Source organism: Synechococcus sp. TAK9802, from assembly GCF_014279535.1.
Lineage (GTDB): Bacteria > Cyanobacteriota > Cyanobacteriia > PCC-6307 > Cyanobiaceae > Parasynechococcus.
Map to the genome: position 1 here is coordinate 1,012,331 of NZ_CP047937.1, position 24,352 is coordinate 1,036,682.

The following is a 24,352-nucleotide window of genomic DNA, read 5'->3' on the forward strand; positions in this document are numbered from 1 at the left end:
CCCCATATGGGGGAGAGGCAGAGCTGATCAACTCCCTCACCTGAGGGATCGCACGATCGGTCTGCTGTCATGCCACCTCCCAAATGAGGATGGGAACGAGCTAATCGTCAGCCATGCGAGTTCTGATCGCCATCGCAGCCTTGCTGCTGTCTTCTTCCCGTCCAGCGTTGGCTCAAGCCCCGCTGCCCAAGCTGGGTGGCTGCCCTTACTCGTACCGCTCCTCCGGTGATTACTGCATGCCCAGCAAGAACTCCAAGGATGCCTTCATCCGCACCGGTCACTCCTGCCCCAATAGGTATCGGAAGTCAGGCAAGTACTGCATTGCCAATTAGGCCTTAAAAGCTATTGGCCATAACGAAGCAAGGGTTTCGCTCAATCTCTGTTGAGATCAAGAACCTCGTTGTTGGCTTTGCCGCAGCAGGCCGTCACGGCTGACTCTTCGCGGCTGGTCAATCAGATTCCGCCAACTCAGCGAAGACTCAGAAACAAATCACCCTTTTGGGGGAACAAATCGTTTGAGGTTCCAGCGACATTGATCGCAGGGCTTCATCAACCGATGACTTCAACACCAAAGAATTTCGTACGCTCCTCATTTTCCAAGGGTGTCACCAAACTAGGAATTTCGATCCTTCTTCAGGCAGCAAAACAGCCGGAACGAATTGGGAAATCCGGCCGATATCTTGGGATTCCAGGCAATACTCAGCTCCAGAAAGATGCTATCGATAGAATCCTGGCTACCCCACCAGTTCAGGAGCTGTTAGCCAACAGGCCCTTACCACGATGGCCCGATCTTGAGCAAATGGCTGCCATGCCCAAAGGGAGCCTGGGCTGGTGCACGCAACGCCGTTTGGAGAAACTTGGGATTTCTTTTTTGGTTGATCAAACGCAGATTCCAGAATCTCAAACCGATGAAGAATTCGCAATAACCAGAGATATACGGTTGCATGATATTCACCACACGATTCTTGGTCTTCCGATCACAGTGGCCGGTGAAGCTGCTGCATTGGCATTTTATGCAAGCACTCGATCAGTCCCCACTGATATAGGAATTCTTACTTCATGGATGCTGCGCGGTGCCTATGAACCAAGTGCGCGCAGGCTGATCTGGGATGCCATCGGTTTTGGCATCGCGGTTGGCCAGATCGTCCCTGATCTTTTCTCACCTCGCTGGGAAGAGGGATGGAAAAAGTCGATCACCGATTGGCACGAAGAGCTGGGAATCAGCGATGTCCTGAAAACATCGCCGTTTAAGGATGAGTTCGAAAACATCTATGGGTTGCAACTGAAATAATTGTTTTTTGCCTTGCTATCGATGATCTATTCACTTGCTATGGCCAACCAATCTTTAAAAGCTGACCCACTTACCGCAATCTCTCTCTCATTTGTCATCAGCACTCTGGGCGTTCTTGCCTGACTTGGAGTTAAAGCAATAACCGACGACTTCAGCTGTAGTCGCCCTTGGTTGCGTGACCAAACTCCACTTTTAACGTGCTGCTACAACGGAACCTGCCTTGACACCCCGTTGCCGCATAAGCCTCTAAGAAGTAAAATTGGAAACTTGGATTGATACTTATTTTCCATGTCATTCGCGCTAAGGATGTTCCTGCTGATGGATGATTGGTGATTAGAAAATAGAGCTTTTCTTCTTAATATCTATCTCTCGATAAGACATTCACCCCGTCGCAAGGCGGGGTTTGTTTCTGGCGACCCAGATAGGGGATGAGACCGGCTGAATAAATCCCTCGGTTGAGTGAGGTGATTCCCATCTGGAACCGCGATGGTGAAGAGGTCGAGGAGGGATGACCTCCGCAACAGTTCAAACTGATGATCAATATCAACATCACCTCTAATAGAACCGTCGAGTGTGAGTCTTTCCTGAGGCAAGCAACGACAGGGGTTGTCTGCGCAATGGCTCCTATGGAGATCGTTGCCGGACTCGCCGCATTCAATATTCCTTCTGCTGATGCAAGCAGAAGCACCGCAACTTGCAATGCAGACATCGTTGGCGATGTCATGTCTCGCTCGATGAGGTGATTGAACATGGTTGCATTTCCATTCACTCTGTTTTTTGTCTCCGCTCTCTATGTGGCGGGAGTTCCGGCTTTCGTAAGTTTCATCATAGGTGGATTGTGGGTGATTGGTTCTTACTGCTTTTTTGAAGATCAAATCAAGCCCAAGAGGCGTCCATGATTGAAACACTCATCGGAGTCGACAGGACGACGTTCTACGTCCTCTTCACGAATGCGTTCCACTGGTTCTGATCTGCTTCGCCGTCGTTTATCTGTTCACCGGAAAAATCAATCCATGAAAGATCGAGTGATTCTCTACCTTGCTGGATTCTCTGCTGCAACAATCGCTGGCTTGGGGGTCATGCTGCACCAAGCGATGAATGTTGAAGCCACCACCAGGAATGATGTGAATACTGCAACTACGCATTTCACGTGTTCCATCGTTGAGGACTTCACGAACAAGGGCGAAGTCAAAAGCTGTTGCTGGGATGGAATGTGTGCCCGCTTCCCTGTGCGGCCCTTCTGACGTAGCAGAAGTGGAACAGGAGGAGCGTTGATGTGTTCGTGCCCTATCTATCAACAGAACATTCAGCCTGTCAGTAATAGCGGGGTTTGTTGTTTCTTGTCCGCACCTGATTTGGCTTCTGGATTTCCGATGTAAGTCCTAGACCGTGATGTCGGGATTCGGTTGGCGACCGCCGTAAATCAACCCGTGCAGTTCAGGGTCCTGCATGTAGCCCAACACCCGCGCTGGGTAATCCAATTTTCCGTTGTGGAGATAGGTGAGGGTGGCGATCGCCTTGGCATCCAGGTAAGAGCGACTCGCCTGCAGCATCAAGTTCTGCGGCAGGCCAAGGGCCAGCTTCAGCCGTTGAAACTTCGCCGCCAAGAGGGTGATGTTCATCTCGGGGTCCAGCAGTTGATTGCGGGCCCAGGTGATTTTCTCCTGCGTTGGATTCGCCGGCAGCCGGTTCTGATGGATCAGTTCTGAGACGCTGATCTGGGCCGGTCCATGGGTCTTCACCAAGCCGGAATGGGCGATGAAGGGGAGGCTCTCCCCCGGCTTGGAGTGCTGAATTTCGTCAAAAAGAACAGCGGTGATCAGCATCGGATTCACCTGATGCGCCGCTGCTTGCCGAAGAATCACCGGCTTCAGCTCGCGAAGACGATCCAGGGTGGATGCGCGCAACGGTTGGAGCTGATCCATCCCGCTGGTGAACAGCTGGGCCAGCTGCGTCTGGGGGCCGTGCACCCCGAAGCGCCGTTGCAGCAGCTTCAGTTCTTCGGGCGAGAAATCTGTGGGCTCGAGTCTGTCCTCCACCACAACAGGAGCCTGATCCCCAACCTCAGCAACCGGGTGTGACCCCTGACCAACCAGACACAGGCTCGCTGCCGTCGCCAAGAGAGCTGTTGTCCATCGCAATGGCTCAGCCATGGGGGATGGAAATGGGGTCAGCGGAAGATGACATGAAACTAGCTGTGGTGTCCTCTTATTCGGGCATCCCGTCAGATTCTGGATACGTTCGGCAGGACTGCACCGTCCGCCCGGCATGAGCTTTCCGGATTTCAACGCTTCCGACGCTCATATTCAGTGGCAGAGGTTCTGCGATCTCAGCTGGTATCACGATGATCTGGGCGTCTGGCTCGACATCAGCCGGATGCATGTGAACGCCACTGATCTGCAGCAGCTGCAGCCGCGAATGGACAAGGCGTTCGCGGCGATGCAGGAGTTGGAAGCCGGCGCCATCGCCAATCCCGATGAGCAGCGCCAGGTGGGGCATTACTGGCTTCGCACCCCTGAACTCGCTCCCTCGTCAGAGCTTCAACAGCACATCTCCAGGGAAATCGATCTGATCGCAGCCTTTGGGCGCGATTTAATCAACGGAACGATCAAGGCCCCCAACGGCGAAGCCTTCACCGATGTGCTCTGGATCGGCATCGGCGGCAGTGGCCTGGGACCGGCCTTGATGATCAAGGCGCTCCAAAACCCAGGCGAGGGGCTTCCGTTTCATTTCTTCGACAACGTCGATCCCAATGGGATGAGCAACGTTTTGGCGGGGTTGGAGGGTCGTCTCGACCGCACCCTGGTGGTGACGGTGAGCAAGTCGGGGGGAACGCCCGAACCCCACCTCGGCATGGAGCAGGCTCGGCATCGCCTCGAGGCCGCTGGGGGCCAGTGGGCCGGCCAGGCCGTTGCCGTGACGATGCTCGACAGCAAGCTGGATCAGCAGGCCCAGAAGGAAGGTTGGCTCAAGCGCTTCGACATGTTCGATTGGGTGGGGGGGCGCACCAGCATCACCAGTGCCGTCGGCCTGCTGCCCGGTGCCTTGATTGGCTGTGACATCCGCGATTTCCTCACCGGCGCCTCTCAGATGGATGCCGCCACCCGCGCCGCGGATCTGCGCCGCAATCCAGCCGCCCTGATGGCCGCTTCCTGGTTCGTGGCCGGTGGTGGTCGCGGTCAGCGCGACATGGTTGTTCTGCCCTACCGCGATCGTCTGGAGGTGTTCAGCCGTTACCTCCAGCAGCTGGTGATGGAATCCCTGGGCAAGCGCCTGGATCGCAACGGTGACGTGGTGCATCAGGGCATCGCTGTTTACGGCAACAAAGGCTCCACCGACCAGCACGCCTACGTACAGCAGCTCCGCGACGGTGTCGACAATTTCTTCGCCACCTTCATCGAGGTGCTCGAAGACGTGAGCGACATCCCCACGCTTGGCGGGGAATGCCCCGGCGACTTCCTCGATGGTTTCCTGCAGGGCACCCGCTCAGCCCTTACCGAGGGTGGCCGCCAGAGCATGACGATCAGCATGCGCCGCTTTGATGCCCGCCGTCTCGGCGCCTTGATCGCTCTGTTCGAGCGCGCCGTCGGTCTCTACGGCGAACTGGTGAACATCAACGCCTACCACCAGCCCGGCGTGGAAGCCGGCAAGAAGGCGGCGGCGGCGATTCTCGACCTTCAAGGTCGTGTAGAAGCGATCCTGGCCGACGGTGTGGCCCGCTCCGCCGATGAAATTCGCCTGGCCCTCGGGGATGGCACCGATGAATCCATTTTCTGGATTCTGCGTCACCTCACCGGCAACCAGCGCGGCTTCAGTGCCCAGGGCGACTGGAGCCAGCCCGCCTCGATGCGTTTCAGCAAAGGCTGATCCCGCCTGGGATCAGGGCACCAGGTTCACCAGTTTTCCGGGGACCACGATCACCCGACGGGGGGCTGCGCCCTCCAACCATTTTTCGGCCACATCACTGGCCAGGGCGAGCCGTTCCAGCTCTTCCTTGTCTGCGGAAGCCGGAACCTGCAGCTTGCCCCGCACCTTGCCCTTCACCTGGATCACCACTTCAACGCTGTCCTGCACCAGTGCCGTTGGATCCAGAACCGGCCAGCTTTGACGGTGCACGCTGTCGCTTCCCCCCAGACGGCTCCAGAACTCCTCCGCCAGATGAGGCGCGAACGGAGCCAGCAGGCGAACCAGCCCGGAAAGAGCTTCCTGCAACACATGTGCACTGAGGGCCTCGATGCCGGTGGAGCTGATGGCATTGGAGAGCTTCATCAGCTCGGAGATGGCCGTGTTCAGTTGGATCTCGTTGCTGAGGTCCTCGCTGACGGCTTCGATGGCCAGGTGCAGCGCCCGACGTACGTCGCTGTCGGCATCGCTCAGATCGGCTGGCCGTTGCATCGGCTCGAGTGAGTCGATGCGGGTAGCACCCGCCTCAACAAGGCGCCAAAGCCGTTGCAGGAAGCGGAACTGGCCCTCCACATCGGCGTCATCCCACTCCAGATCCTTCTCCGGCGGTGCCTTGAACAGGATGAACATGCGGGCTGTGTCTGCGCCGTAGCGGTCGATCACTGCTGCGGGGTCAACGCCGTTGTATTTCGACTTCGACATCTTCTCGAACAACACCTCGAGCTTGTCGCCGGTGTTGGGATCCCGGGGGTCTTCGGGATCTGCCACGTCCGCTGGAGCGATGTACTTGCCGGTTGTCGCATTGCGGTAGGTGATTCCCTGCACCATGCCCTGGGTGAGGAGCCGTTCAAACGGTTCGTTGATGTCGACCAGGCCGCGATCCTTCAGCGCCTTGGTGAAGAAACGGGCGTAGAGCAGGTGCAGGATCGCGTGTTCGATGCCGCCCACGTATTGCTTCACCGGCAACCAGCGGTTCACCGCCTCCTTGCTGAAGGGTTTCTCGGTGTTGTGGGGATCGGCGAAGCGCAGGAAATACCAGGAGGAACACATGAAGGTGTCCATGGTGTCTGTTTCCCGCTTGGCCGGCTTGCCGCAGCAGGGGCAGGCCACATTCACCCAGTCGCTCTGCTGGCTCAGGGGCGAACCGCCCTTGCCCGAGAGATCAATGCCCCGGGGGAGCTCAACCGGAAGGTCCTCGCGGGGCACCGGAACAGCACCGCAGTCATCGCAGTGGATGACGGGAATGGGGCAGCCCCAGTAGCGCTGGCGTGAGATCAGCCAGTCGCGAAGGCGATAGGTGACCTTGCTAGTTGCCCAACCCTGCTCGGCGCCGTGGCCGGTGATGGCGCCCTTGGCTTCGCTGGAGGCCGTGCCATCGAAGCTGCCTGAGTTGACCAGTGTTCCGGCATCCGTCCAGGCCTGGCCGGCCGCGATGGCTTCAGCAGCCCCGTCGGCGTCGATCACCTGCTGGATCGGCAGACCGTTCGACTGGGCAAAGGCGATGTCGCGTTGGTCGTGGGCTGGCACGCCCATCACGGCGCCCGTGCCGTACTCGGCCAGCACGTAGTCGGCGATCCACACCGGCAGCACCGCCCCCGTCAGGGGGTTGATCACATGACTGCCGATGGGCACCCCCCGTTTGGGTCTGTCATCGCTTGTGCGTTCGATCGTGCTCAGACGAGCCACCTCCTTGCGGAAGGCTTCCACCGTGTCCTTCTGTTCAGCGCTGGTGAGGCTGTTCACCATCTCGTTTTCCGGTGCCAGCACCACGTAGCTCGCCCCAGCGAGAGTGTCGGGTCGGGTTGTGAACACGGTGATCGACTGATCCTGTGCTCCCTCAACGCTGAAGCTGATCTCCGCTCCTTCCGAGCGACCGATCCAGTTGGCCTGCATGGTGCGCACCCGTTCCGGCCAGCCCTTGAGGGCGTCCAGGTCGTTGAGCAGCGGCTCGGCGTAGTCGGTGATGCGAAGGAACCACTGGTTCAGCTGCCGTTGTTCCACCAGAGCTCCGGAGCGCCAGGAGCGGCCGTCACCATCCACCTGCTCATTGGCCAGCACGGTCTGGTCGACGGGATCCCAGTTGACGGTGGCGTTCTTGCGATAGGCCAGCCCCCCTTCGAGCAGTTCAAGGAACAGCCACTGGGTCCAGCGGTAGTAGTCGCTGTGGCAGGTCGCCTGTTCGCGGCTCCAATCGATCGAAAGGCCAAGGCGATCCAGCTGCGCCCGCATCTGATCGATGTTGCGGTCGGTCCACTCGCCGGGGTCCACATTGCGTTCGATAGCCGCGTTTTCAGCGGGAAGTCCGAAGGCATCCCAGCCCATCGGATGCAGCACGGCATGGCCCCGCATGCGTTGAACCCGGGCGATCACATCGGTGATCACGTAGTTGCGCACATGGCCCATGTGCAGGCTTCCCGAGGGGTACGGGAACATCGACAGGGCAAAGAATCCGGGCTTCTCACCACCTTCTTCTGTGGTGTCCACCCCATCCGCCTTCCAACTCTCCTGCCAGCGCTGCTCCAGCGCGGTGGGGTCATAACGACCGGTCTGGGCACTGGCGTCGACGGCAGGGTTGGCAGCGTTCACGGAACCAGCGCTCGGCAAGGTTGCGATCGTGCCACATGCCTGGTGTTCAGCCGAGGGAGCGGATCACGCTGATCTGCCGACGGTTGATCAGCACGGGCCGGCTCGCACCCGCCCGTTCGATGGCCAGAAACTCAGGGTCCTGCCAGATCAGACGCCCCTCGATGGGCTCCTGTCCCACCACAGCAATGCTGAGGGGGAGCTGTTCACGAATCCAGCTCTGCAGCAACCGAACCCCCGGAAGGCTTGGATCGAGTGGAGATGTCTCCATAGGATTCGGGGGCAATACCGGCCACGCATGCTGCAGTTCAGCAAATATCAGGGACTTGGCAACGACTTCCTGATCGTTGAAGGCCGGCAGGGACAACTGCCCGATGCCATCAGCAATCCCGATCCCGCCTGGGTGCGGCGCATCTGTGATCGGCGCTTCGGGGTTGGTGGCGATGGCCTGATACTGGCGCTGCCTCCTCAGGCGGAGGGAGAACTGCGGATGCGGATTCTCAATGCCGATGGCAGTGAGGCCGAAATGTGTGGCAACGGCATTCGCTGCCTGGCCCGCTACCTGGCCGACACCGACGGTGATGCCCCTGGCCGCCGCTGGGACATCGAAACCCTGGCGGGAATGATTCGCCCCGAACTGATGGCCGATGGCCAGTTGCGGGTGGACATGGGCCCCCCTTTCCTCACCTCCGAGGGCATCCCCACAACTCTGATGCCCGAACACGGCCTGCCGCAGGGGGTGCTGCTGCTGGAGGGAGAACAACTGCAGGTGGCGGCCGTTGGCATGGGCAATCCCCATGTGGTGGTGCCCGTCGACGACCTGGCCAGCATTCCCTTTGATGCCTGGGGTGCTGCCCTGGAGGTCCATCCGGCCTTCCCGGCCAAGACCAACGTTCATTTCCTCAAGGTGCACAGCCGTGAGCGGCTGGAGATCCGGGTCTGGGAACGGGGTGCTGGCCCGACATTGGCCTGCGGCACCGGTGCCTGCGCCACCCTGGTGGCGGCGGTGCTGCTGGGCCTCGCCGATGACTGCGCCGAGGTGGTGCTGCCCGGCGGTCCGCTGATGATTGAGTGGCGTGATCGCACCGGTTCCGTGCTGATGACGGGACCCGCCGAAGCGGTGTTTGACGGGGTGCTGACGCCCGATCTGGTGCCGGCAGGATCCTCGATGGCTTCGACCAGCGAAGCCCCTGCCGCTCCACCTGCGCCGACGGCCGCAACCGACTTCGATTGCTCCAAGGATTGCGCTGACCAGTGTCGGCGCCCCGACCGCTGCCTCCGCGATGAGGCGCAGCAGAAGGTGCAGGCTTTCCTCAGCAGCACGTCCCTCGACTCGATGCTCAATCTCGCCAGTGAGTCCCTGGAGCAGCGCACCAAGGCGCGGTTCGAGCGTGGAACCCCCTGAGCTCTACCTGGATGCTGCTGCCACGACACCGCCTCTGCCGGCGGTGATCGCGGTGATGCAGCAACTCCAGCAGACGGCCTGGGCCAACCCCAGCAGCCTCCATGGGGCTGGGTTGGCAGCAGCGGAAGCTCTAGAGCGAGCGCGCTGGCGCATCGCCGAGCGCTTTGCTGTCAATCCTGACCAGTTGATCGTCACCTCAGGGGCGACAGAATCCGTGCACCTTGCCTTGCTCGGCAGTGCTGCCGGTCTTGTCCCGGGCCGGTTGGTGATCTCTGCGGTGGAGCATCCGGCGGTGGTCGCTGCGGCGCACCAACTGGACGGCCTGGGCTGGAGCATTGCCGAATGGCCCGTTGATGGGCAGGGCGTACTGCGGCTCGATCAGCTCGATCGGTTGTTGTCCGCTCCAACCCGATTGGTTTCCCTGATTGCAGCCCAGGGCGAGGTGGGTGCACTGCAACCGATCAGCACGATCGCTCGGGCCTGCCGCGAGCGCGGCATCGTCATCCATAGCGATGCCACCCAGCTTGTTCCCCAGGGTTGCTTCGCCTTCGACCGGCTCGGGGTTGATCTGCTGACCCTCTCCGCCCACAAGTTCCGTGGCCCCCGGGGCGTGGGCCTGTTGATTCGGGCACCGGGTGTGGACCTTTCACCGCTTCAGGGCGGCGGTGGACAGGAGCACGGCCTGCGCTCCGGTACCGAACCTGTTGCGTTGGTGGGTGGCATGGCCGAAGCCCTGATGGCCCTTCCCAGCTTTGACCCCGTCAGCCAGCACGTTCCACCGGGCAGTTCAACCCAGATCCGTCGTCAACGGGATCAACTGCTCGAACGCCTGCTGGAGCTACCCCAGCTTCAGCTCTGCGGCCCTTCTTCTGGTCAGCGTCTGCCCCATCACATCGCGTTGTTGGCCAAAACCGTTGGTGGACAGCCGCTGCCCGGACGCGATCTGGTGCGACGGCTTGCGGCGGCGGGGGTGGCCTGCAGCAGCGGCAGTGCCTGCAGCAGTGGCAGTAGTGCCGACAGTGCTGTGCTAACGGCCATGGGCATTCCCGGGCCTGAGCGTCAGTCGGGCCTGCGGTTGACCCTTGGCTCCTGGTTGTCGGATCAGGATCTCGACGCCGTTCCCGGCCGTTTTGCATCCGTGCTCGAGGCATTTTCCTGACATGATTTGGCGATGACTCAATCCGACGCTTCCTGTCTCGCCCTCCCCGCGGATCTGCTTGCCGCCGAGGAGGCCATGCTGCAAGCCGCCCTGGCGTCCGTTGGATCCGGCGACGGTCAACGCTGGGCCGCAAGCCTCCGTTTTGAAGGGCTTCGCCTGCTTCCGGTGGCGGTGCGGCTGGCCCGAGCACTGATCGCTGCCGGTCAGGATCTGTTGATGATTTGGCCCGATGCCGGTGCTGCCGCCCTGGCCCGGCGGGATGCGGAGGACCTCAAGGAGGTGATCCTTGATTTCAATCAGCTCAAACGGGCGGAAAGCGATGTTCCCGACACCCGCCTTCTGCTTGCGGTGAACCCCTCCCCTGCGGATTACGAGGAGTTCCAGGCCTTGTGTGAGAACCACGCAGGAGTGGTTCTGATGCTGAATGGACGTCTCGAAGACGCCGCCGTCGGCATCGGCAGCGTGGCCCGGGAGCGCCGAAAGGGTTTCGTGGCCAGCTGGCAGCAGGCCTACTGGCTCCAGCCCCTGGAGGGAGGCGCGTTGATGCGCTGCTTCCCCGATGACTGGCGTCTCTATCGCCAGGATCCCGATGGTTACCGGCAACTGGAGGTGCTCCCCGAACGTCCGGATCCCGACACCACAGCAGCGCTTCTGGCCGGTGAAGATCCCGACAGCATCAAGCAACAGCTGTCCGGGGTCGACCGCTTCCTTGATGGTCTGCGCAATTGAGCCGCCTCTGGCTTGATCCAGGCTCAGACCCTCCTTAAGGTTCAAGCCCAGGCTCCCCTTCGATGGTGCTCAACAGGCTTCGATCCCTTTCACCCATCGATGCCGTGGCTGGAGTCGTCGCCTTGGCCGCTCTGGCCGGGGTTGTCTGGTCCCCCAAGCTCTCGAATGCGGTCGCTAAGGCCACCGGTGCTGTGAAACCTGTGCAGGTGAGCGTTGATGTGGTTCGGCTGTACAGCGCTGATCCCGAGCAGCTGCTGGATTCAGTGCGGGAGGAAGCAGCCCTCAACATCGTGATTCGCAATCAACCGGCTGGACGGGTGAGCCTGGTGTCGGTGGATGACGTCACCAATTCCCTGACGGCAGTGCAGCCCGATGGTTCGGTGGTGCTCGCTGATGCCCCCGCTACGGCTCTACCCCGCCATGCCCGGTTTGTGATGGAGGCCAAGGCCGAGATCAAACCCTCCGGTGTTGTGATCGGTGGCACCAAGCTCAAGGTGGGTGTGCCCGTTGAACTGGAGGGTCGCCTTTACCGCTTGAACGGTGTCGTGAGCGGAGTGATGCCTCTGTGATTCGCTCTGCCCTGGTCTCCCTGCTGGTGCTGGCGCCCCAGTTGCCCGTCAGGGCAGCGCCTCCACTGATAGCACCACCTCCGGTGGTGCAGCGTCAGGGCCAGGCCATGCTCAGCGGCGGTGCACTGTGCCCGGCCCTGCAGACGGCCCTGGAATCAGCGGTGGGCACGGAAGAGCGGCTTTGGAGCGTCAGCGTTGTCGATCAACGGGGCCAGCTGCTGGCTGATCTCAACGGGGGGATTCCCAGGATTCCTGCATCGAATCAGAAACTGGTCAGCACGGCCTTTGCCCTGGATCGCCTCGGCCCCGACTTCCGTCTGAAGACGCAGCTGTTGCGTCATCCCGATGGATCACTGGAGATCGTGGGGGAGGGCGACCCCGACCTCAGCATTGCCGAGATCCAGAAGTTCGCCATGGTGGCCCTCGGCCAGGGCGGCTCCAGCAGCACCTTCAGCTCCGCCTCTGCGCCGATTCAGCTGATGGTTCGGGAGGAGCCGCGTCAACTCTGGTGGCCTGCCGATTGGGATCCTGCGGATCGCTCCTACGCCTACGGCGCACCGATCACCCGCCTTGCTCTCACCAGCAACGCCCTGCACATGGCGGTGATGGATCCAGCGGCACGGCTGAAGCGGATCCTCAACTCCACCGTGCAGCAGCAAGGGGGACAGATCCGCCTGCAGATGGTTGATCAGCGGACCCGAGAGGCGGCCCTTGCGCGGAACTGGCGAGCGAGTGTTGTGCTGCACAGCGAGGATTCCGCGCCGATGCACGCCCTGCTCAGCCTGGCCAACACGGAGAGCCACAATTTCACCGCTGAGGTGCTGATGCGTGAGGCGGCGGACGTCTGGGATGTGAACCGTGCGTCCATCGCCACCACCCGCTGGTTGCAAGCCCAGGGCATCCCGATGACGGGACTTCGGTTGCGGGATGGCAGCGGACTCTCACGGGGCAACCGTCTCACCAGCCGTTCCCTGTCTGTGCTGCTGTGGCGCATGGCGCAACACCCCCTGGCGGCTTATTACCAGGCTTCGATGGCGATTGCAGGCCAGAGGGGAACGCTGCGCAACTACTTCTGGGGCACACCACTTGTGGGTCGCTTCTGGGGTAAGACCGGCACCCTCAGCGGAGTTCGTTCGATCTCCGGCATTCTTGAAACCGCTGATGGACCCCGTTACGTGAGCATGATTGCCAACGGGTCCTATGCACCCAACTCCGTGATGGGCCAGATCCTGCTGGTCAGCCAGCGGATCAGCCGTTGCCCCGCATGGACCGCAGCCGTGACGCTGCCCGCTGAGCCCGACTGAACGGAACGGTTTTGCTGTCGTCGCCAGCCTTGGCGCCAGGGGCCGCAGAGCGGATCGTCTGAATCTTGGAGAGCTCCTGACGGCCGGCCATCACCACCTGGGCCATTTCCTTGAGGCGGACCTCCAGCTCCCCCAGGGTCTGCTCGGCGTAACGGTTGGCCCCGTCCTGAACGCCGGCTGCTTCCTGGCGGCTGCGTTGGATCAGCGACTCGCACTGCTGTTGGGTCTGCTGGCGGAACTGCAGCGCGTCGTTGTGAATCCGCTCGGCCTCATCACGGCCTTCCTTCTGCAGGCGCAGGGCTTCACGGCGAATCGTCTCCAGATCCTGCAGCGCCTGCTGTCGGTTGGCTTCATGCTGCTCTGCGTGATGGCGCTTGAGTTCCGCTGCGTTGGCCTCGATCTGTTGGATTTGCTGCTGGGCCTGTTGGCGGCTGACGTCGAGTCGTTCAGCGTGTTGACGCTTCAGCTCAATCGCTTCTTGATCCAGCTGCTGGCGACGCTCCAGTGCTTCCTGCTCCAGCTGCTGGCGGCGTGAGGCGAACTGCTGTTCCAACTGGGCCAGCTTGCTTTGCATCTCCTGCTCCAACTTCGCCCCCTGCTCGCGCGTTTTCTGGAGCAACTGCTCACACTGCTGGCGGGCTTGCTCACGCATCTCATTCACCTGCCGTTCCGCTTCCTGGCGGATGGCAGCGTTGTTCACCAGCTGTTCGCGCTGACGCTGGGCCTGTTCAACGATCTCCTCGGCGTTCCTGCGGGCGGTGTTGATGAACTCGTCCCGGCGATCCAGCAGTTTGGCGGCCTGCTCCAGCTCCTTCGGCAATTCATCGCGGACGGCATCCAGCAGCTCGACGGCATCCGTTTCGTTGACCAGACGACCGCCGGTGAAGGGCAGTCGACTGCCCTCCAGCACAACTTCCTCCAGCTGATCGAGTTGATCGAGAACGGAGAACCGGACGTCGTTCATCTCAGCTGGCTTGGAAAGTTGAATTAAAGAGCCTGTTGAGGTCCTTCGCCACCTCTGGCGGAACCATGTGGTCGATCGATCCACCGAAGCGGGCCACTTCCTTCACCACCGAGCTGCTGAGGAAGCTGTGGCGGGCCGTGGTGGCCATGAACACGGTTTCAAGATCGTCTGCCAAGGAGCGGTTGGTGTGGGCGATCTGCAGTTCGTATTCGAAATCACTCATCGCTCGCAGGCCCCTCAGGATCAGGTCGGCGCGATGGGTGACGGCACAGTTCACGGTGAGGCCATCAAAACTGATCACTTCAACGCCGGAGAGGTGGCATGTCGCCGTTCGGATCTGTTCGATCCGCTCATCGACACTGAACGCGGGCCGTTTGCTCGGATTGCTGAGCACCGCGACAACCACCTCTCCAAAGAGGCTCACCGCCCGCTCGATCAGGTCCATATGACCATTGGTGAGAGGGTCGAAACTGCCGGGGTAGAGCGCCCGCATCGGGAATCAGCGATGGGCGGATCCTATGCAGCGGATCGCTGTTTAGATTTCAGCCAACGCATCCATGCCATGAGCCTCGACGCCGACGCCAAGAAGGTCTTGCTTCGCAAGATCCCCCACGGGCTCTTCATCTGCGGCGTTCGCAACGGCGATGAGGTCAACGGATTCACGGCCAGCTGGGTGACCCAGGGATCGTTCGAACCGCCCTTGGTGGTGATGGGTGTTCGGGCTGACAGCAGCAGTCACGCCATCATCGAGGCCACCGGCAAGTTCTCACTCAACGTGCTTCGGGCCGATCAGAAAGATCTGGCAGCCGTGTTCTTCAAGCCCCAGAAGGCACTTGGTGGTCGCTTTGAAGCGGCACCCTTCGAGGAGGGCGAACTTGGTCTTCCCCTGCTCACCGATGCCGTCGGTGGTGTGGAGTGCGAACTCGTGGGCTCGATCAAGCATGGTGACCACACCGTTTTTGTGGGCGAAGTGAAAACGGCGCGCCTGATCGCCGATGGCGAGGCCCTGAACCTGGCCAGCACCGGCTGGAATTACGGCGGCTGAGCGGGCCTGGTGGATGCCGCCTCCGGTGCACCGCTGCTGACGCAGCCCGAGCGTCTTGAACGCCGGCTCAAGGAGATCCCTCCTGAGCCAGGTTGCTATCTGATGCGGGACGGAGACGACCGGATCCTCTACGTCGGCAAGTCGAAAGCGTTGCGCAGCCGTGTGCGCAGCTATTTCCGCAGTCGGCATGATCTGTCGCCACGGATCCGGCTGATGACACGCCAGGTCTGTGAGATTGAGTTCATCGTCACCGACAGCGAGGCTGAGGCCCTCGTTCTTGAGTCGAACCTGATCAAGAACCATCAGCCGCACTTCAACGTGCTGCTGAAGGATGACAAGAAATACCCCTACCTCTGCATTACCTGGAGTGAGGCCTACCCGCGGATTTTCATCACCCGTCGCCGTCGCTTCCGCAGCCCTCTTGATCGCTTTTACGGGCCCTATGTAGATGTGGGGCTGCTGCGTCGCACCCTGTTCCTGGTGAAGCGGGTGTTCCCGCTGCGGCAACGACCCCGGCCGATGTACCCCGACCGCACCTGCCTCAACTACAGCATCGGGCGCTGTCCGGGGGTCTGCCAGGAAAAAATCAGCTCGGACGACTATCACCGCACCCTGCGCAAGGTGGCGATGGTGTTTCAGGGCCGCAGCGATGAACTTCAGCATCTGCTTCAGGAGCAGATGGAGCGGTATGCAGAGCGAATGGACTACGAGTCGGCGGCCCGGGTTCGCGATCAATTGCAGGGACTGGATCAGCTCACCGCTGATCAGAAGATGAGCCTGCCGGATTCCTCCGTGAGTCGCGATGTGCTGGCCCTTGCTTTCGATGAACGTTTGGCGGCCGTGCAGCTGTTTCAGATGCGCGCCGGGAAGCTGGTGGGACGTCTTGGCTACACCGCTGACGCCTCAGGTCTGGAACCTGGACTGATCCTGCAACGGGTGATTGAAGAGCACTACAGCCAGGTGGATTCCGTTGAGGTGCCTCCCGAGTTGTTGGTACAGCACGCTCTGCCCCAGCAGAAACTGATGGAGGATTGGCTCTCGGAACAGCGCGAGCGTCGGGTGCAGATCCACTGCCCGCAGCGCCAGCAGAAAGCCGACCTGATTGAACTGGTGCAGCGCAACGCGGAGTTTGAGTTGCTCCGCGCCAAGCAAGGTCAGGAGAAGCAGTCGTTGGCCACGGAGGATCTGGCGCAACTGCTGGAGTTGCCCACTCCGCCGCGGCGGATCGAGGGCTACGACATCAGTCACATCCAGGGCAGCGATGCCGTGGCCTCCCAGGTGGTGTTCATCGACGGGCTGCCCGCCAAGCAGCACTACCGCAAGTACAAGATCCGCAGCAGCAGCATCCGCGCTGGCCACAGCGACGACTTCATGGCGATGGCGGAAATCATGCGCCGTCGTTTTCGGCGCTGGGCCCGGGCCAAGGCAGAAGGGGTGGATGTGGGTGCCCTGCGTCACAAAGGTGGCAGCGCTCTGCAGACCGACGGCCTCAACGACTGGCCCGACGTGGTGATGATCGACGGCGGCAAGGGCCAGCTGTCTGCCGTGATGGAGGCCCTGCGCGAGCTTGATCTGCACGAGGATCTCAACGTCTGCTCCCTCGCCAAGCAGCGCGAGGAGGTGTTTCTCCCCGGCGAAAGCCAGCCGCTGGAGAGTGAACCGGATCAGCTCGGAGTTGTGCTCCTTCGCCGCCTTCGCGACGAAGCCCACCGTTTCGCTGTCAGCTTCCATCGCCAGCAGCGTGGTGAGCGGATGAAGCGTTCACGCCTCTCGGACATCCCCGGAGTTGGGCCCAAGCGGGTCAAGGATCTCTTGGCCCACTTCCATTCGATTGATGCCATCCAGCTGGCATCGGTTGAGACCCTGTCAAAGGCCCCTGGTGTCGGACCGGCTCTGGCCCGCGACATCCACGATTTCTTCCATCCTTCCGACGACGGAACCGACGCTGATGCCAGGGCTGCTTTAGAAGAGCAGCCTCAGGAACTCTCCGCATGATCCGTCATCTCTGCATGGCTCTGGCAGGAGTGCTTCTTCTCGCCACTCCGGTCTGGGCGTCTCCCGGGCTGTGCACGGGACCTGTGTGTGCCGATGGCATCACCCGCAGCGCCAAGAACCACTGGCAGCTGGTGCTGCGGCTCAACGATCAGCAGGGCCATCGCGAAAAAGTGGTGATGAATTGCCGGGCTGGCCAGTTGAGCCCCATGGCCGGCCCCGTGGATCGCGCCTATGCCACCGCCCTTGGTCGACGCGCCTGCCGTCTTGCTGGGGAGGACAGCTGACGGTGGATCTCAGTCTCGTTTTTCCTCATCAACTGTTTGAGCACCATCCCGCGCTTCGGGCGGGACGGGCCGTGGCCCTGATCGAAGATCCGCTGCTGTTCGGCACTGATCCCCGCTGGCCCATCCAGGTGCATCGGCAGCGCCTGCTTCTGCATCGGGCCTCGATGAATGCCTATGCCGAGATGCTTCAGGCCAAGGGCTTCACCGTGTTGCGGGTGCTGCAGGGGCAGGCGGCCGGCACCGTTGAGATCCTTGGAGATCTGCTCCATCAGGGCTATCGGTCCTTTCATCTGGCGGATCCGGTGGACGATGTTCTGAGCCAACGAATTTCCGCCTTCGCCTCCCGTCACGGCTGCGGTCTGGAGATCGTCGCCACACCGATGCTGCTCACCCCAGAGGCCGTCATTGAGGACCATTTCGCCTCTGGCAAGAAGCCCCTGATGGGTCGCTTCTACGAGATGCAGCGCAAGCGACTGGATCTGCTGATCGATCCTGATGGTGGTCCTGTCGGTGGCCGCTGGAGTTTCGATGCCGACAACCGCAAGAAGCTCCCCAAAGGAATCCTGGTTCCAGAGTCCCCGGCCGATCGCTCGAGTGGCTCGGTGGCTCTCGTTGAGGCTGCCCGGCAGCAGCTCATCGGGGAGGGTGTGACCGGCATCGGCAGCTGGGACGGGTTCCATTACCCCGTCACCCATGGCGATGCAGCCCGTTGGCTGGATCAATTTCTCGAACAACGCCTGCGCCAGTTCGGGGCTTACGAGGATGCGATCAGCACCCAGCACCAGGTGATGTGGCACAGCGTGCTCACGCCGATGCTCAATATCGGTCTGCTCACGCCGCAGCAGGTGCTGGATCGAACGCTGGAGCGGGCTGCAGCCGGTGACATCCCCCTCAATTCATTGGAGGGATTTCTGCGTCAGATCGTCGGCTGGCGGGAGTTCATGGCGGCGATGTACCGGCGCCACGGGGTGGAGATGCGCAACGGCAATTTCTGGGGCTTCGACGACCGGCCGATTCCCTCCGCCTTCTACACCGCATCCACGGGTCTGCCCCCGATTGATGACGCCATCCGCCATGCCCTGGAGACCGGCTATTGCCATCACATCGAACGCCTGATGCTCCTAGGGAATGTGATGCTCCTCTGCGGATTCCATCCAACCCGGATCTACACCTGGTTCATGGAGCTGTTTGTGGATGCCTACGACTGGGTGATGGTTCCCAACGTCTATGGCATGAGTCAGTTCGCTGATGGTGGCATCTTCACCACCAAGCCCTATCTCTCGGGCTCGAACTACGTGCGCAAGATGTCGGACTACCGCAAGGGTGAGTGGTGTGACATCTGGGATGGCCTGTTCTGGACGTTCATCCATCGCCATCAGGATTTCTTTCGGCGCCAATACCGGCTGGCGATGATGGCCCGCAACCTGGATCGCATGGCTCCCGAGGTTCTGTTGGCCCATCAACGTCGAGCCGGCGATTTTCTTGACGCGCTCACCTGAACCCTGCGTAAGGTCGCTCCAGATCAGTTGTGTTGATGACGTTTTCGCCCGAGGCCTACCTCTGGTTCAAGACCCTGCACATCGTTGGGGTCGTGGTGTGGTTTGCGGGCCTCTTCTATCTGGTGCGCCTGTTCATCTATCACGTTGAAACGGAGGAACTGGCGCCGGAACTGCAGCAGCCGTTCCGCGATCAGTACACCTTGATGGAGAAACGGCTCGCCAACATCATCACCACGCCGGGAATGGCTGTGGCGGTATCGATGGCCATCGGGTTGCTGCTGGCCCAGCCCTCCTGGCTGCAACAGGGCTGGATGCACGCCAAGCTCGGTTTTGTGGCGGCCCTGCTGGCTTACCACGTGTTCTGTTACCGACTGATGGGCCAACTCCACGCTGGCACCTGTGCCTGGTCAGGCAAGCAGCTGCGTGCCCTGAATGAGCTGCCCACGCTGCTGCTGGTGATCGTGGTGATGCTGGTGGTGTTCAAAACGCAGTTCCCCACCAGCGCAGCGACCTGGTTCATCGTCGCCCTGGTGGTGTTCATGGCAGCGTCGATTCAGTTCTATGCCCGTTGGCGCCGCCTGCGGGCCGAAGGCTCCGCCAAAGCCTGAGATGAGGGTTGAGATGACCCACCCCCTCAAAGCCGTGTTCGAACAGGTGGGACCGTCGAGCTGTCCCACCACGCACAACTTCCACTGCCACACCGTCTGCAGTGACGGCAGCCTCGAACCGCTCGAGCTCATCCAGCAGGCCACCGAGCGGGGGCTCAAGCACCTGGCGGTGACGGATCACCACAGCAGCCATGCCCACCGGGAGATCCAGGTCTGGCTGGATCAGCAGCGTGCCAGCGGTGTAGAGGTCCCCACGGTGTGGAGCGGCATGGAAATCAGTGCACTGCTGAAGGGGTGCCTCGTTCATGTGCTCGCCCTTGGCTTCGAGCTCAACCACCCTGCGCTCCAGCCCTACAACCGTGGTGATGCCGTCGTCGGTGAACCGCTAAGGGCTGAGGCGGTGGTGAAAGCCATCCATGAAGCCGGTGGATTGGCAGTGTTGGCCCATCCCGCCCGTTACCGCCTGGGCCATGACGTGCTGATCGATGAGGCGGCCCGGCTTGGTTTCGATGGTGGTGAGGCCTGGTACGACTACGAGATGCAACCAACCTGGTCCGCCAGCCCGTTGATCTGCGAGGCCATCGATCGTCAGCTGAGCAACCTTGGCCTTTTGCGTACGTGTGGCACCGATACCCATGGAATTGACCTTTGCGGCCGCTAAGTTCATTTCATCTCAGTTCCGGTCGACATGGGCTTCTTGGATCGTCTGCTGAAAAAGGATTCCGCAGATTCCGACTCCACGATTCAGCCGCGCAAGCCGGCAAAGGAGAAGCCGGCCGAGTTCTTCCTTGATGCTGACGCTTCCTCCTCTCTCGGGGATGTGAACTACATGCGCGAGTCGAAGACGATTCGCCGCACCTTCCCCGGCACCGTCGACAGTCCCGGCACCAAGGAGCAGATCATGGAGGTGGCGGCCGAAACCGAGAAGCTTGAGAAGCGCAGCGAAGGCCTCGGTGGCGTTGTCAAGAAGGAAGAATCAATCAGCCTCAACGCGGGCATTCCCACCCCAGTGAAGAAAACCTTCGCTGAGCAGGTGAGCACCGAGGAGATGAGCAAGCGGCTCAAGGGCACGGCCATCACGGGTGTGAACACCCCTGCTCCAGCCGGTGCTGCTCCCCTCGGCCGTAAGGAAGAGCTGAACCCCAAGGAGGAACCAGTGGCCAAGGCTGGATCCGCTGCTCCGTCCTCCAAGCCTGGATCGATCGATCCGTTCCGTCAGATGGTTCGCGACCTCAACAAATAGGGCTTCCCCGTTCAATTTGGGCTTCGCTGCTGATCACCAGCTGTTGCAGGTGAAGCAGCTGGTCTTTCGTTGCTGACGTCCAAAGGCCTCGATTCGAGGCCTCCAGCAGCCGTTCGGCCATGTCCCTCAGCACCCAGGGGTTGCTCCCCTTGAGGAAGTCGAGGATTTCCGGCTGGCTGAGCCACTGCTCACACAGCGCCCCGTAACACCAATCGGGAACGCGATCGGTAGAGGCGTCGTAGGCAAAGAGGTAGTCAAGGCTGGCCCCCATCTCGAAGGCACCCTTGTAGCCGTGCTGCATCATTCCCTCGATCCAGCGGGGGTTGAGCATCCGGCTCCGCATCACCTTGTCCAATTCCTTTTCGAGCCGGTGCAGGCGAGGCCGTTCGGGGCGGGAATGGTCTCCGAACCACAGTTGCGGCCGTGCTCCTGACACCTCTTCCACTGCGGCACTGAGGCCCCCCTGGAACTGGTAGTAGTCGTCGGAATCGAGCAGGTCGTGCTCGCGGTTGTCCTGGTTGTGGAGCACCACCTGCACCCTGCTCAGGGCCTGCTCGAGACCGGAACGATCAAGGCTGGGGGCAGCGGCACCGTCGTACGACCATTGGCTCCAACTGAGAAAGGCCTGGCCTAGGTCTGCTCGGGAATCCCAGGCGCCACTGTCGATCAGGGCTTGCAGACCGGCTCCGTAGGCACCGGGGGCGGACCCATAGATGCGGCCCTGGGGCCCGCCTTGACGGGTGAGCTCAGCTAGGGGATTCAGTTCATCCGGTTCATCGAGGGCCGCCACCATCGACTGGGCCTGATGCACCCAGCCAACCAACTGGGGGAAGGCGTCGCGAAACAGCCCGGAGATGCGCAGCACCACATCCACCCGCGGTCGACCCAGCAAACGGGCTGGAATCACCTCCAGGTCCACCAACCTTCGGGTGGGGCCGTCCCAAACCGGTCGAACACCGATCAGGGCCAACAGCTGAGCGATATCTTCTCCGCCATTGCGCATCGTTGCTGTTCCCCAGACCGATAACGCCAGATGGCGCAGAGGTTCCCCCTGCTCCAGCAGATGGAGATCCAGCAACTGCTCCGCCGAGCGTCGCCCCAGATCCCAGGCGGCTTCCGTGGGCAAGCCCCGCAGATCGACGGAATAAAAATTGCGGCCGGTGGGCAACACATCGGGGCGACCACGACTCGGTGCACCTGAGGGTCCCGCAGCGATGCGCTGCCCCTGAATGCCCCGCAGGAAGGCCTCTTTTTCAGCTGAGGCACAACCGTTCAAGCGGGGCCAGAGGTCGTCGTACAGATTCTGCAGACAGGGATCCTTTTGGCTCCAGGTCCGGAACGGTTCCGCCAGTCCGTCGCTCTGTTCCCCATGGATGATCCATCGGATCAACAACTGGGCCTGCTGTTCCAGCCAGGCGCAACCATCCCCCACCCGTCGGCAGTTCGCGCAACCCAGCAAGCTCAGTCGGGCCTGATCCGCCTCCGAGAGCTTGTCGCCTTCGTCCTGCTGCCAGGGGTCAAAGTCCAGTTCTGCCTGCAGGGCCATGGCCTGCAGCAAGCCGGGCTGCCCCTGCCTGGGGGGACGGGCCAGGGCGACCAGCAGCTCATCGGCGGCTTCTGTCGATGGCGCCACACCAAACCGATGCAAGCCCGTGCGGATCTGCGATTCCTTGAGCTCGCAGAGATATGTCTCGGCCTGATCCAGACAGGTCTCCAGCAGCTCCGGTTGGCGGCGAATCTCCGCTTGGCTGGGGATTCCGGGCCAGTTGAGGGACAGCAGGCTGGAATGAACTGCCTGTTCCAGCACCCGGGCCCGCTGGCCGCCCAGCTGCCTCACCTCCACCAGTTCATCCAGCAGGCCCTCCAACCGTTGCAGTGGTCCGTGCAATCCAGCACGCCCCAAGGGCGGTGTGAGGTGGTCCAGCACCACGGCATGACCCCGTCGCTTGGCCTGAGATCCTTCGCCGGGATCGTTGACGATGAAGGGGTAAAGGTGAGGGATCGGTCCAAGGGCCAGCTCGGGGCCGCAGGCATCGCTCAGCCCCACCGACTTGCCCGGCAGCCATTCCGCACTGCCGTGCTTGCCCACATGCAGCATCACCTGGGTCTGATGCACGCAGCGCAGCCAGAGGTACTGAGCCAGATACCGGTGCGGTGGCGGCAAATCCGGTGAATGTAGATCGGCGATCTGATCGGCGTCATAGCCGCGATCCGGCTGGATCAGCACCACCACATGGCCGAAGCGCAGGCCATGAATGGCAAACCCCCTGTTTGGATCCAGATCGCAGGCGGCTTCTGGAGGTCCCCAACGGGATTCGATCAAGCGTCGAGCCGATTCCGGAACGCTGGTCCACCACTTCTGATAGGTGGTGAGGGGCAGATGATCCAGCGCTGGGCGGTGCTGTCCTTCCGGTGCATTGGTGCGGCCGGACAACAGCTGTTGCATCAGGCCATCGCCTGAATCCGGCAAGGTTCCCGAACCGAGGTCATGGCCGGCGTCAGCCAGCCAGCGGAGCATCCGCGCCGTGCTGTCTGGCGTATCAAGGCCCACACCATTGGCCACACGACCGTCGCGAACGGGATAGTTGGCCAGCACCATCGCAATGCGCCTCTGGGCACAGGGGGTCTGTCGCAGCTCCACCCAGCGACGGCTGTGCTCGGCCAGCCATGCGAGTCCAGATGGATCCGGCTGCAGGCAGGGAATGGCCGTGGCCAGGGGGCCGGTGGTCTGCAGGTGTTCACGAAAACAGCAGGGCCGCGTGGTGATCCGAGCATCCAGCTCCGGCATCACCACCTGCAACGACAGATCCATCGGATTCAGCCCCTGGCTGCTCTCCAGCCACTGGGCCCGGCTGCGGCTGCTGCTGAGCAGTTGCAACACCGGTCGATCGAGCCGATCCCAGAGAGGGCTTCCAAGGCCGGCCTGTTCGGTTTGCACCGAGGCAAAGGACGTGCCCGCAATCACGAGCTCAGCATTTTGCTGATTCAACAGGTCGTGGACGCCGGCCTGCACCGCCGGGTTTCTCAGGCTGCTGACCCAGAGCAGGCAGGGCCGCAGTCCCTCCTTCCGAAGTGCGGCCGTGAGGGCATCCGCCAGGGCAAGGTCTCCGGCTTGAAACTGAGCCCGATAGAGAACAATGCCCACCGCAGCCCCGGCTTCGTCGCGCCAATCCCAGGGCATCGGATCGGGGCAAGGCACCACCGCAACGTTGCCGGGTGATGGGGGGGTGCCCTCCAGCAGAGCCTCGAGAGCTCCGAGGAACCGCCCCATGTTTTCGATGCCCCCTTCCCGCAGCAGTGCCGACAGCTGATCGGCCAGTTCAGAACTGCAGGAGCCCAGCCCATGCAGCTCGTTGCTCTGATCAGCCGTTCCGGCAAGGACGATCAGTTGTCGCTGCTTTGCTTCGCTGCACCAGCGCTGCAGTTGCTCCAGGCCGTAGCTCCAGTGCCCACGGCTGCCGAGCAGGCGCACCACAATCAAGTGCGCCGCCTGGGCGGTGGTGTTGAGGTAATGGTCCAGCTGCGCTGGGTGGTCTAAACAGCTCAGGGGCAACGCCCGGATCCGCTCGTTCCAGGCCGGGTTGCTCGGCAGGCTGGCGTCCAGGCAGCTGATGTCTGTGCCTGCGCTGGTGAGGAACAGCACATCCGCGCCAGGCTGCTCCACGAGCACCACATCTTCCGGTGGGTCCAGACCCGGACAGGTGGCAAGGCGATGCATGACCCCATTCTCCGTATTGCGGTGCGCGGTGGTGAGAAGATTCAGCGATCGGA

22 protein-coding genes are annotated in these 24,352 nt (G+C 61.6%); 16 read left to right on the forward strand and 6 right to left on the reverse strand.

Going from position 1 to position 24,352, the window contains the following annotated elements; translation table 11 throughout:
- Positions 1–113: 113 nt before the first annotated feature.
- From SynTAK9802_RS05945 to SynTAK9802_RS05955, 3 genes are all read left to right on the forward strand, one after another.
- Positions 114–332 carry a hypothetical protein gene (locus SynTAK9802_RS05945; RefSeq protein ID WP_186497792.1) on the forward strand — a complete coding sequence of 73 codons (219 nt, stop codon included), beginning with the start codon at positions 114–116 and terminating at the stop codon, positions 330–332.
- 71 nt (positions 333–403) lie between these two features.
- Positions 404–1,291 (forward strand): Coq4 family protein, encoded by an 888-nt coding sequence (locus tag SynTAK9802_RS05950; protein WP_255487886.1) that lies wholly within the window; start codon positions 404–406, stop codon positions 1,289–1,291.
- Between the two features lie 950 nt (positions 1,292–2,241).
- Positions 2,242–2,535, forward strand: coding sequence for a hypothetical protein (locus tag SynTAK9802_RS05955; RefSeq protein ID WP_186497794.1), 294 nt, complete (start codon positions 2,242–2,244; stop codon positions 2,533–2,535).
- A 138-nt stretch (positions 2,536–2,673) separates the two neighbouring features.
- Here the strand turns inward: SynTAK9802_RS05955 and SynTAK9802_RS05960 are convergent, their stop codons facing one another.
- Positions 2,674–3,444 carry a helicase DnaB gene (locus SynTAK9802_RS05960; RefSeq protein ID WP_186497796.1) on the reverse strand — a complete coding sequence of 257 codons (771 nt, stop codon included), beginning with the start codon at positions 3,442–3,444 and terminating at the stop codon, positions 2,674–2,676.
- Between the two features lie 115 nt (positions 3,445–3,559).
- On the opposite strand from SynTAK9802_RS05960, the gene SynTAK9802_RS05965 reads away from it, so the two are divergent.
- Complete coding sequence (locus tag SynTAK9802_RS05965; RefSeq protein ID WP_186497798.1) at positions 3,560–5,158, forward strand: glucose-6-phosphate isomerase; 1,599 nt, start codon at positions 3,560–3,562, stop codon at positions 5,156–5,158.
- A 12-nt stretch (positions 5,159–5,170) separates the two neighbouring features.
- Here the strand turns inward: SynTAK9802_RS05965 and leuS are convergent, their stop codons facing one another.
- Together leuS and SynTAK9802_RS05975 are read right to left on the reverse strand one after the other, a co-directional pair.
- Positions 5,171–7,780 (reverse strand): leucine--tRNA ligase, encoded by a 2,610-nt coding sequence (leuS, locus tag SynTAK9802_RS05970; RefSeq protein ID WP_186497800.1) that lies wholly within the window; start codon positions 7,778–7,780, stop codon positions 5,171–5,173.
- Between the two features lie 46 nt (positions 7,781–7,826).
- On the reverse strand, positions 7,827–8,048 hold the full coding sequence (locus SynTAK9802_RS05975; protein ID WP_186497802.1) for a hypothetical protein: 222 nt from the start codon (positions 8,046–8,048) through the stop codon (positions 7,827–7,829).
- A 27-nt stretch (positions 8,049–8,075) separates the two neighbouring features.
- Between SynTAK9802_RS05975 and dapF the strand changes: the two genes are divergently transcribed.
- From dapF to dacB, 5 genes are all read left to right on the forward strand, one after another.
- Entirely contained in the window at positions 8,076–9,182 is a 1,107-nt protein-coding gene (gene dapF / locus SynTAK9802_RS05980) for a diaminopimelate epimerase (protein ID WP_186497804.1), read from the forward strand.
- The gene (locus SynTAK9802_RS05985; RefSeq protein WP_186497806.1) at positions 9,169–10,341 is read left to right on the forward strand and encodes a cysteine desulfurase family protein; all 1,173 of its coding nucleotides are present in this window, start codon (positions 9,169–9,171) and stop codon (positions 10,339–10,341) included. Before dapF ends, SynTAK9802_RS05985 begins: the two co-directional genes overlap by 14 nt.
- Before the next feature lie 12 nt (positions 10,342–10,353).
- Positions 10,354–11,070 (forward strand): DUF1995 family protein, encoded by a 717-nt coding sequence (locus tag SynTAK9802_RS05990; RefSeq protein WP_186497808.1) that lies wholly within the window; start codon positions 10,354–10,356, stop codon positions 11,068–11,070.
- Between the two features lie 62 nt (positions 11,071–11,132).
- Complete coding sequence (locus tag SynTAK9802_RS05995) at positions 11,133–11,639, forward strand: DUF4330 domain-containing protein (protein ID WP_186497809.1); 507 nt, start codon at positions 11,133–11,135, stop codon at positions 11,637–11,639.
- Positions 11,636–12,943 carry a D-alanyl-D-alanine carboxypeptidase/D-alanyl-D-alanine-endopeptidase gene (gene dacB, locus SynTAK9802_RS06000; protein ID WP_186497810.1) on the forward strand — a complete coding sequence of 436 codons (1,308 nt, stop codon included), beginning with the start codon at positions 11,636–11,638 and terminating at the stop codon, positions 12,941–12,943. Before SynTAK9802_RS05995 ends, dacB begins: the two co-directional genes overlap by 4 nt.
- On the opposite strand, the gene SynTAK9802_RS06005 is transcribed toward dacB, so the two are convergent.
- Together SynTAK9802_RS06005 and coaD are read right to left on the reverse strand one after the other, a co-directional pair.
- Positions 12,888–13,907 carry a hypothetical protein gene (locus SynTAK9802_RS06005; protein WP_186497811.1) on the reverse strand — a complete coding sequence of 340 codons (1,020 nt, stop codon included), beginning with the start codon at positions 13,905–13,907 and terminating at the stop codon, positions 12,888–12,890. The genes dacB and SynTAK9802_RS06005 overlap by 56 nt on opposite strands.
- A gap of 1 nt (position 13,908) precedes the next feature.
- Positions 13,909–14,400 carry a pantetheine-phosphate adenylyltransferase gene (coaD, locus tag SynTAK9802_RS06010; RefSeq protein WP_186497812.1) on the reverse strand — a complete coding sequence of 164 codons (492 nt, stop codon included), beginning with the start codon at positions 14,398–14,400 and terminating at the stop codon, positions 13,909–13,911.
- 69 nt (positions 14,401–14,469) lie between these two features.
- On the opposite strand from coaD, the gene SynTAK9802_RS06015 reads away from it, so the two are divergent.
- From SynTAK9802_RS06015 to SynTAK9802_RS06045, 7 genes are read left to right on the forward strand one after another with little or no spacing between them, the layout of a single operon-like run.
- Complete coding sequence (locus tag SynTAK9802_RS06015) at positions 14,470–14,952, forward strand: flavin reductase family protein (RefSeq protein ID WP_115009275.1); 483 nt, start codon at positions 14,470–14,472, stop codon at positions 14,950–14,952.
- 9 nt (positions 14,953–14,961) lie between these two features.
- Complete coding sequence (gene uvrC / locus SynTAK9802_RS06020; protein ID WP_186497813.1) at positions 14,962–16,947, forward strand: excinuclease ABC subunit UvrC; 1,986 nt, start codon at positions 14,962–14,964, stop codon at positions 16,945–16,947.
- On the forward strand, positions 16,944–17,231 hold the full coding sequence (locus tag SynTAK9802_RS06025; RefSeq protein ID WP_186497814.1) for a hypothetical protein: 288 nt from the start codon (positions 16,944–16,946) through the stop codon (positions 17,229–17,231). Before uvrC ends, SynTAK9802_RS06025 begins: the two co-directional genes overlap by 4 nt.
- A 2-nt stretch (positions 17,232–17,233) precedes the next feature.
- On the forward strand, positions 17,234–18,730 hold the full coding sequence (locus SynTAK9802_RS06030) for a cryptochrome/photolyase family protein (protein WP_186497815.1): 1,497 nt from the start codon (positions 17,234–17,236) through the stop codon (positions 18,728–18,730).
- 35 nt (positions 18,731–18,765) lie between these two features.
- Positions 18,766–19,338: a protoporphyrinogen oxidase HemJ gene (hemJ, locus tag SynTAK9802_RS06035; RefSeq protein WP_186497816.1), complete on the forward strand. Its 573-nt coding sequence runs from the start codon at positions 18,766–18,768 to the stop codon at positions 19,336–19,338.
- Positions 19,339–19,351: 13 nt separating this feature from the next.
- Positions 19,352–19,999, forward strand: a complete 648-nt coding sequence (locus SynTAK9802_RS06040; protein ID WP_186497818.1) for a PHP domain-containing protein — start codon at positions 19,352–19,354, stop codon at positions 19,997–19,999.
- Between the two features lie 27 nt (positions 20,000–20,026).
- A complete protein-coding gene (locus tag SynTAK9802_RS06045) occupies positions 20,027–20,581 on the forward strand; it encodes a hypothetical protein (protein WP_115009061.1) in 555 nt (184 codons plus the stop codon).
- Here the strand turns inward: SynTAK9802_RS06045 and cobN are convergent.
- On the reverse strand, positions 20,571–24,299 hold the full coding sequence (cobN, locus tag SynTAK9802_RS06050; RefSeq protein WP_186497820.1) for a cobaltochelatase subunit CobN: 3,729 nt from the start codon (positions 24,297–24,299) through the stop codon (positions 20,571–20,573). The two genes, SynTAK9802_RS06045 and cobN, sit on opposite strands and share 11 nt — an antisense overlap.
- Positions 24,300–24,352: the final 53 nt, after the last annotated feature.

Coding starts and splice junctions, on each gene's coding strand:
- SynTAK9802_RS06015 (WP_115009275.1), top strand. CDS start 14,470: ATGAGCCTCGACGCCGACGCCAAGAAGGTCTTGCTTCGCAAGATCCCC.
- SynTAK9802_RS05995 (WP_186497809.1), top strand. CDS start 11,133: ATGGTGCTCAACAGGCTTCGATCCCTTTCACCCATCGATGCCGTGGCT.
- SynTAK9802_RS06040 (WP_186497818.1), top strand. CDS start 19,352: ATGACCCACCCCCTCAAAGCCGTGTTCGAACAGGTGGGACCGTCGAGC.
- coaD (WP_186497812.1), bottom strand. CDS start 14,400: ATGCGGGCGCTCTACCCCGGCAGTTTCGACCCTCTCACCAATGGTCAT.
- SynTAK9802_RS06045 (WP_115009061.1), top strand. CDS start 20,027: ATGGGCTTCTTGGATCGTCTGCTGAAAAAGGATTCCGCAGATTCCGAC.
- SynTAK9802_RS05945 (WP_186497792.1), top strand. CDS start 114: ATGCGAGTTCTGATCGCCATCGCAGCCTTGCTGCTGTCTTCTTCCCGT.
- SynTAK9802_RS05960 (WP_186497796.1), bottom strand. CDS start 3,444: ATGGCTGAGCCATTGCGATGGACAACAGCTCTCTTGGCGACGGCAGCG.
- SynTAK9802_RS05990 (WP_186497808.1), top strand. CDS start 10,354: ATGACTCAATCCGACGCTTCCTGTCTCGCCCTCCCCGCGGATCTGCTT.
- SynTAK9802_RS06025 (WP_186497814.1), top strand. CDS start 16,944: ATGATCCGTCATCTCTGCATGGCTCTGGCAGGAGTGCTTCTTCTCGCC.
- SynTAK9802_RS05975 (WP_186497802.1), bottom strand. CDS start 8,048: ATGGAGACATCTCCACTCGATCCAAGCCTTCCGGGGGTTCGGTTGCTG.
- cobN (WP_186497820.1), bottom strand. CDS start 24,299: ATGCATCGCCTTGCCACCTGTCCGGGTCTGGACCCACCGGAAGATGTG.
- SynTAK9802_RS05955 (WP_186497794.1), top strand. CDS start 2,242: ATGCGTTCCACTGGTTCTGATCTGCTTCGCCGTCGTTTATCTGTTCAC.
- dapF (WP_186497804.1), top strand. CDS start 8,076: ATGCTGCAGTTCAGCAAATATCAGGGACTTGGCAACGACTTCCTGATC.
- SynTAK9802_RS05965 (WP_186497798.1), top strand. CDS start 3,560: ATGAGCTTTCCGGATTTCAACGCTTCCGACGCTCATATTCAGTGGCAG.
- SynTAK9802_RS06005 (WP_186497811.1), bottom strand. CDS start 13,907: ATGAACGACGTCCGGTTCTCCGTTCTCGATCAACTCGATCAGCTGGAG.
- hemJ (WP_186497816.1), top strand. CDS start 18,766: ATGACGTTTTCGCCCGAGGCCTACCTCTGGTTCAAGACCCTGCACATC.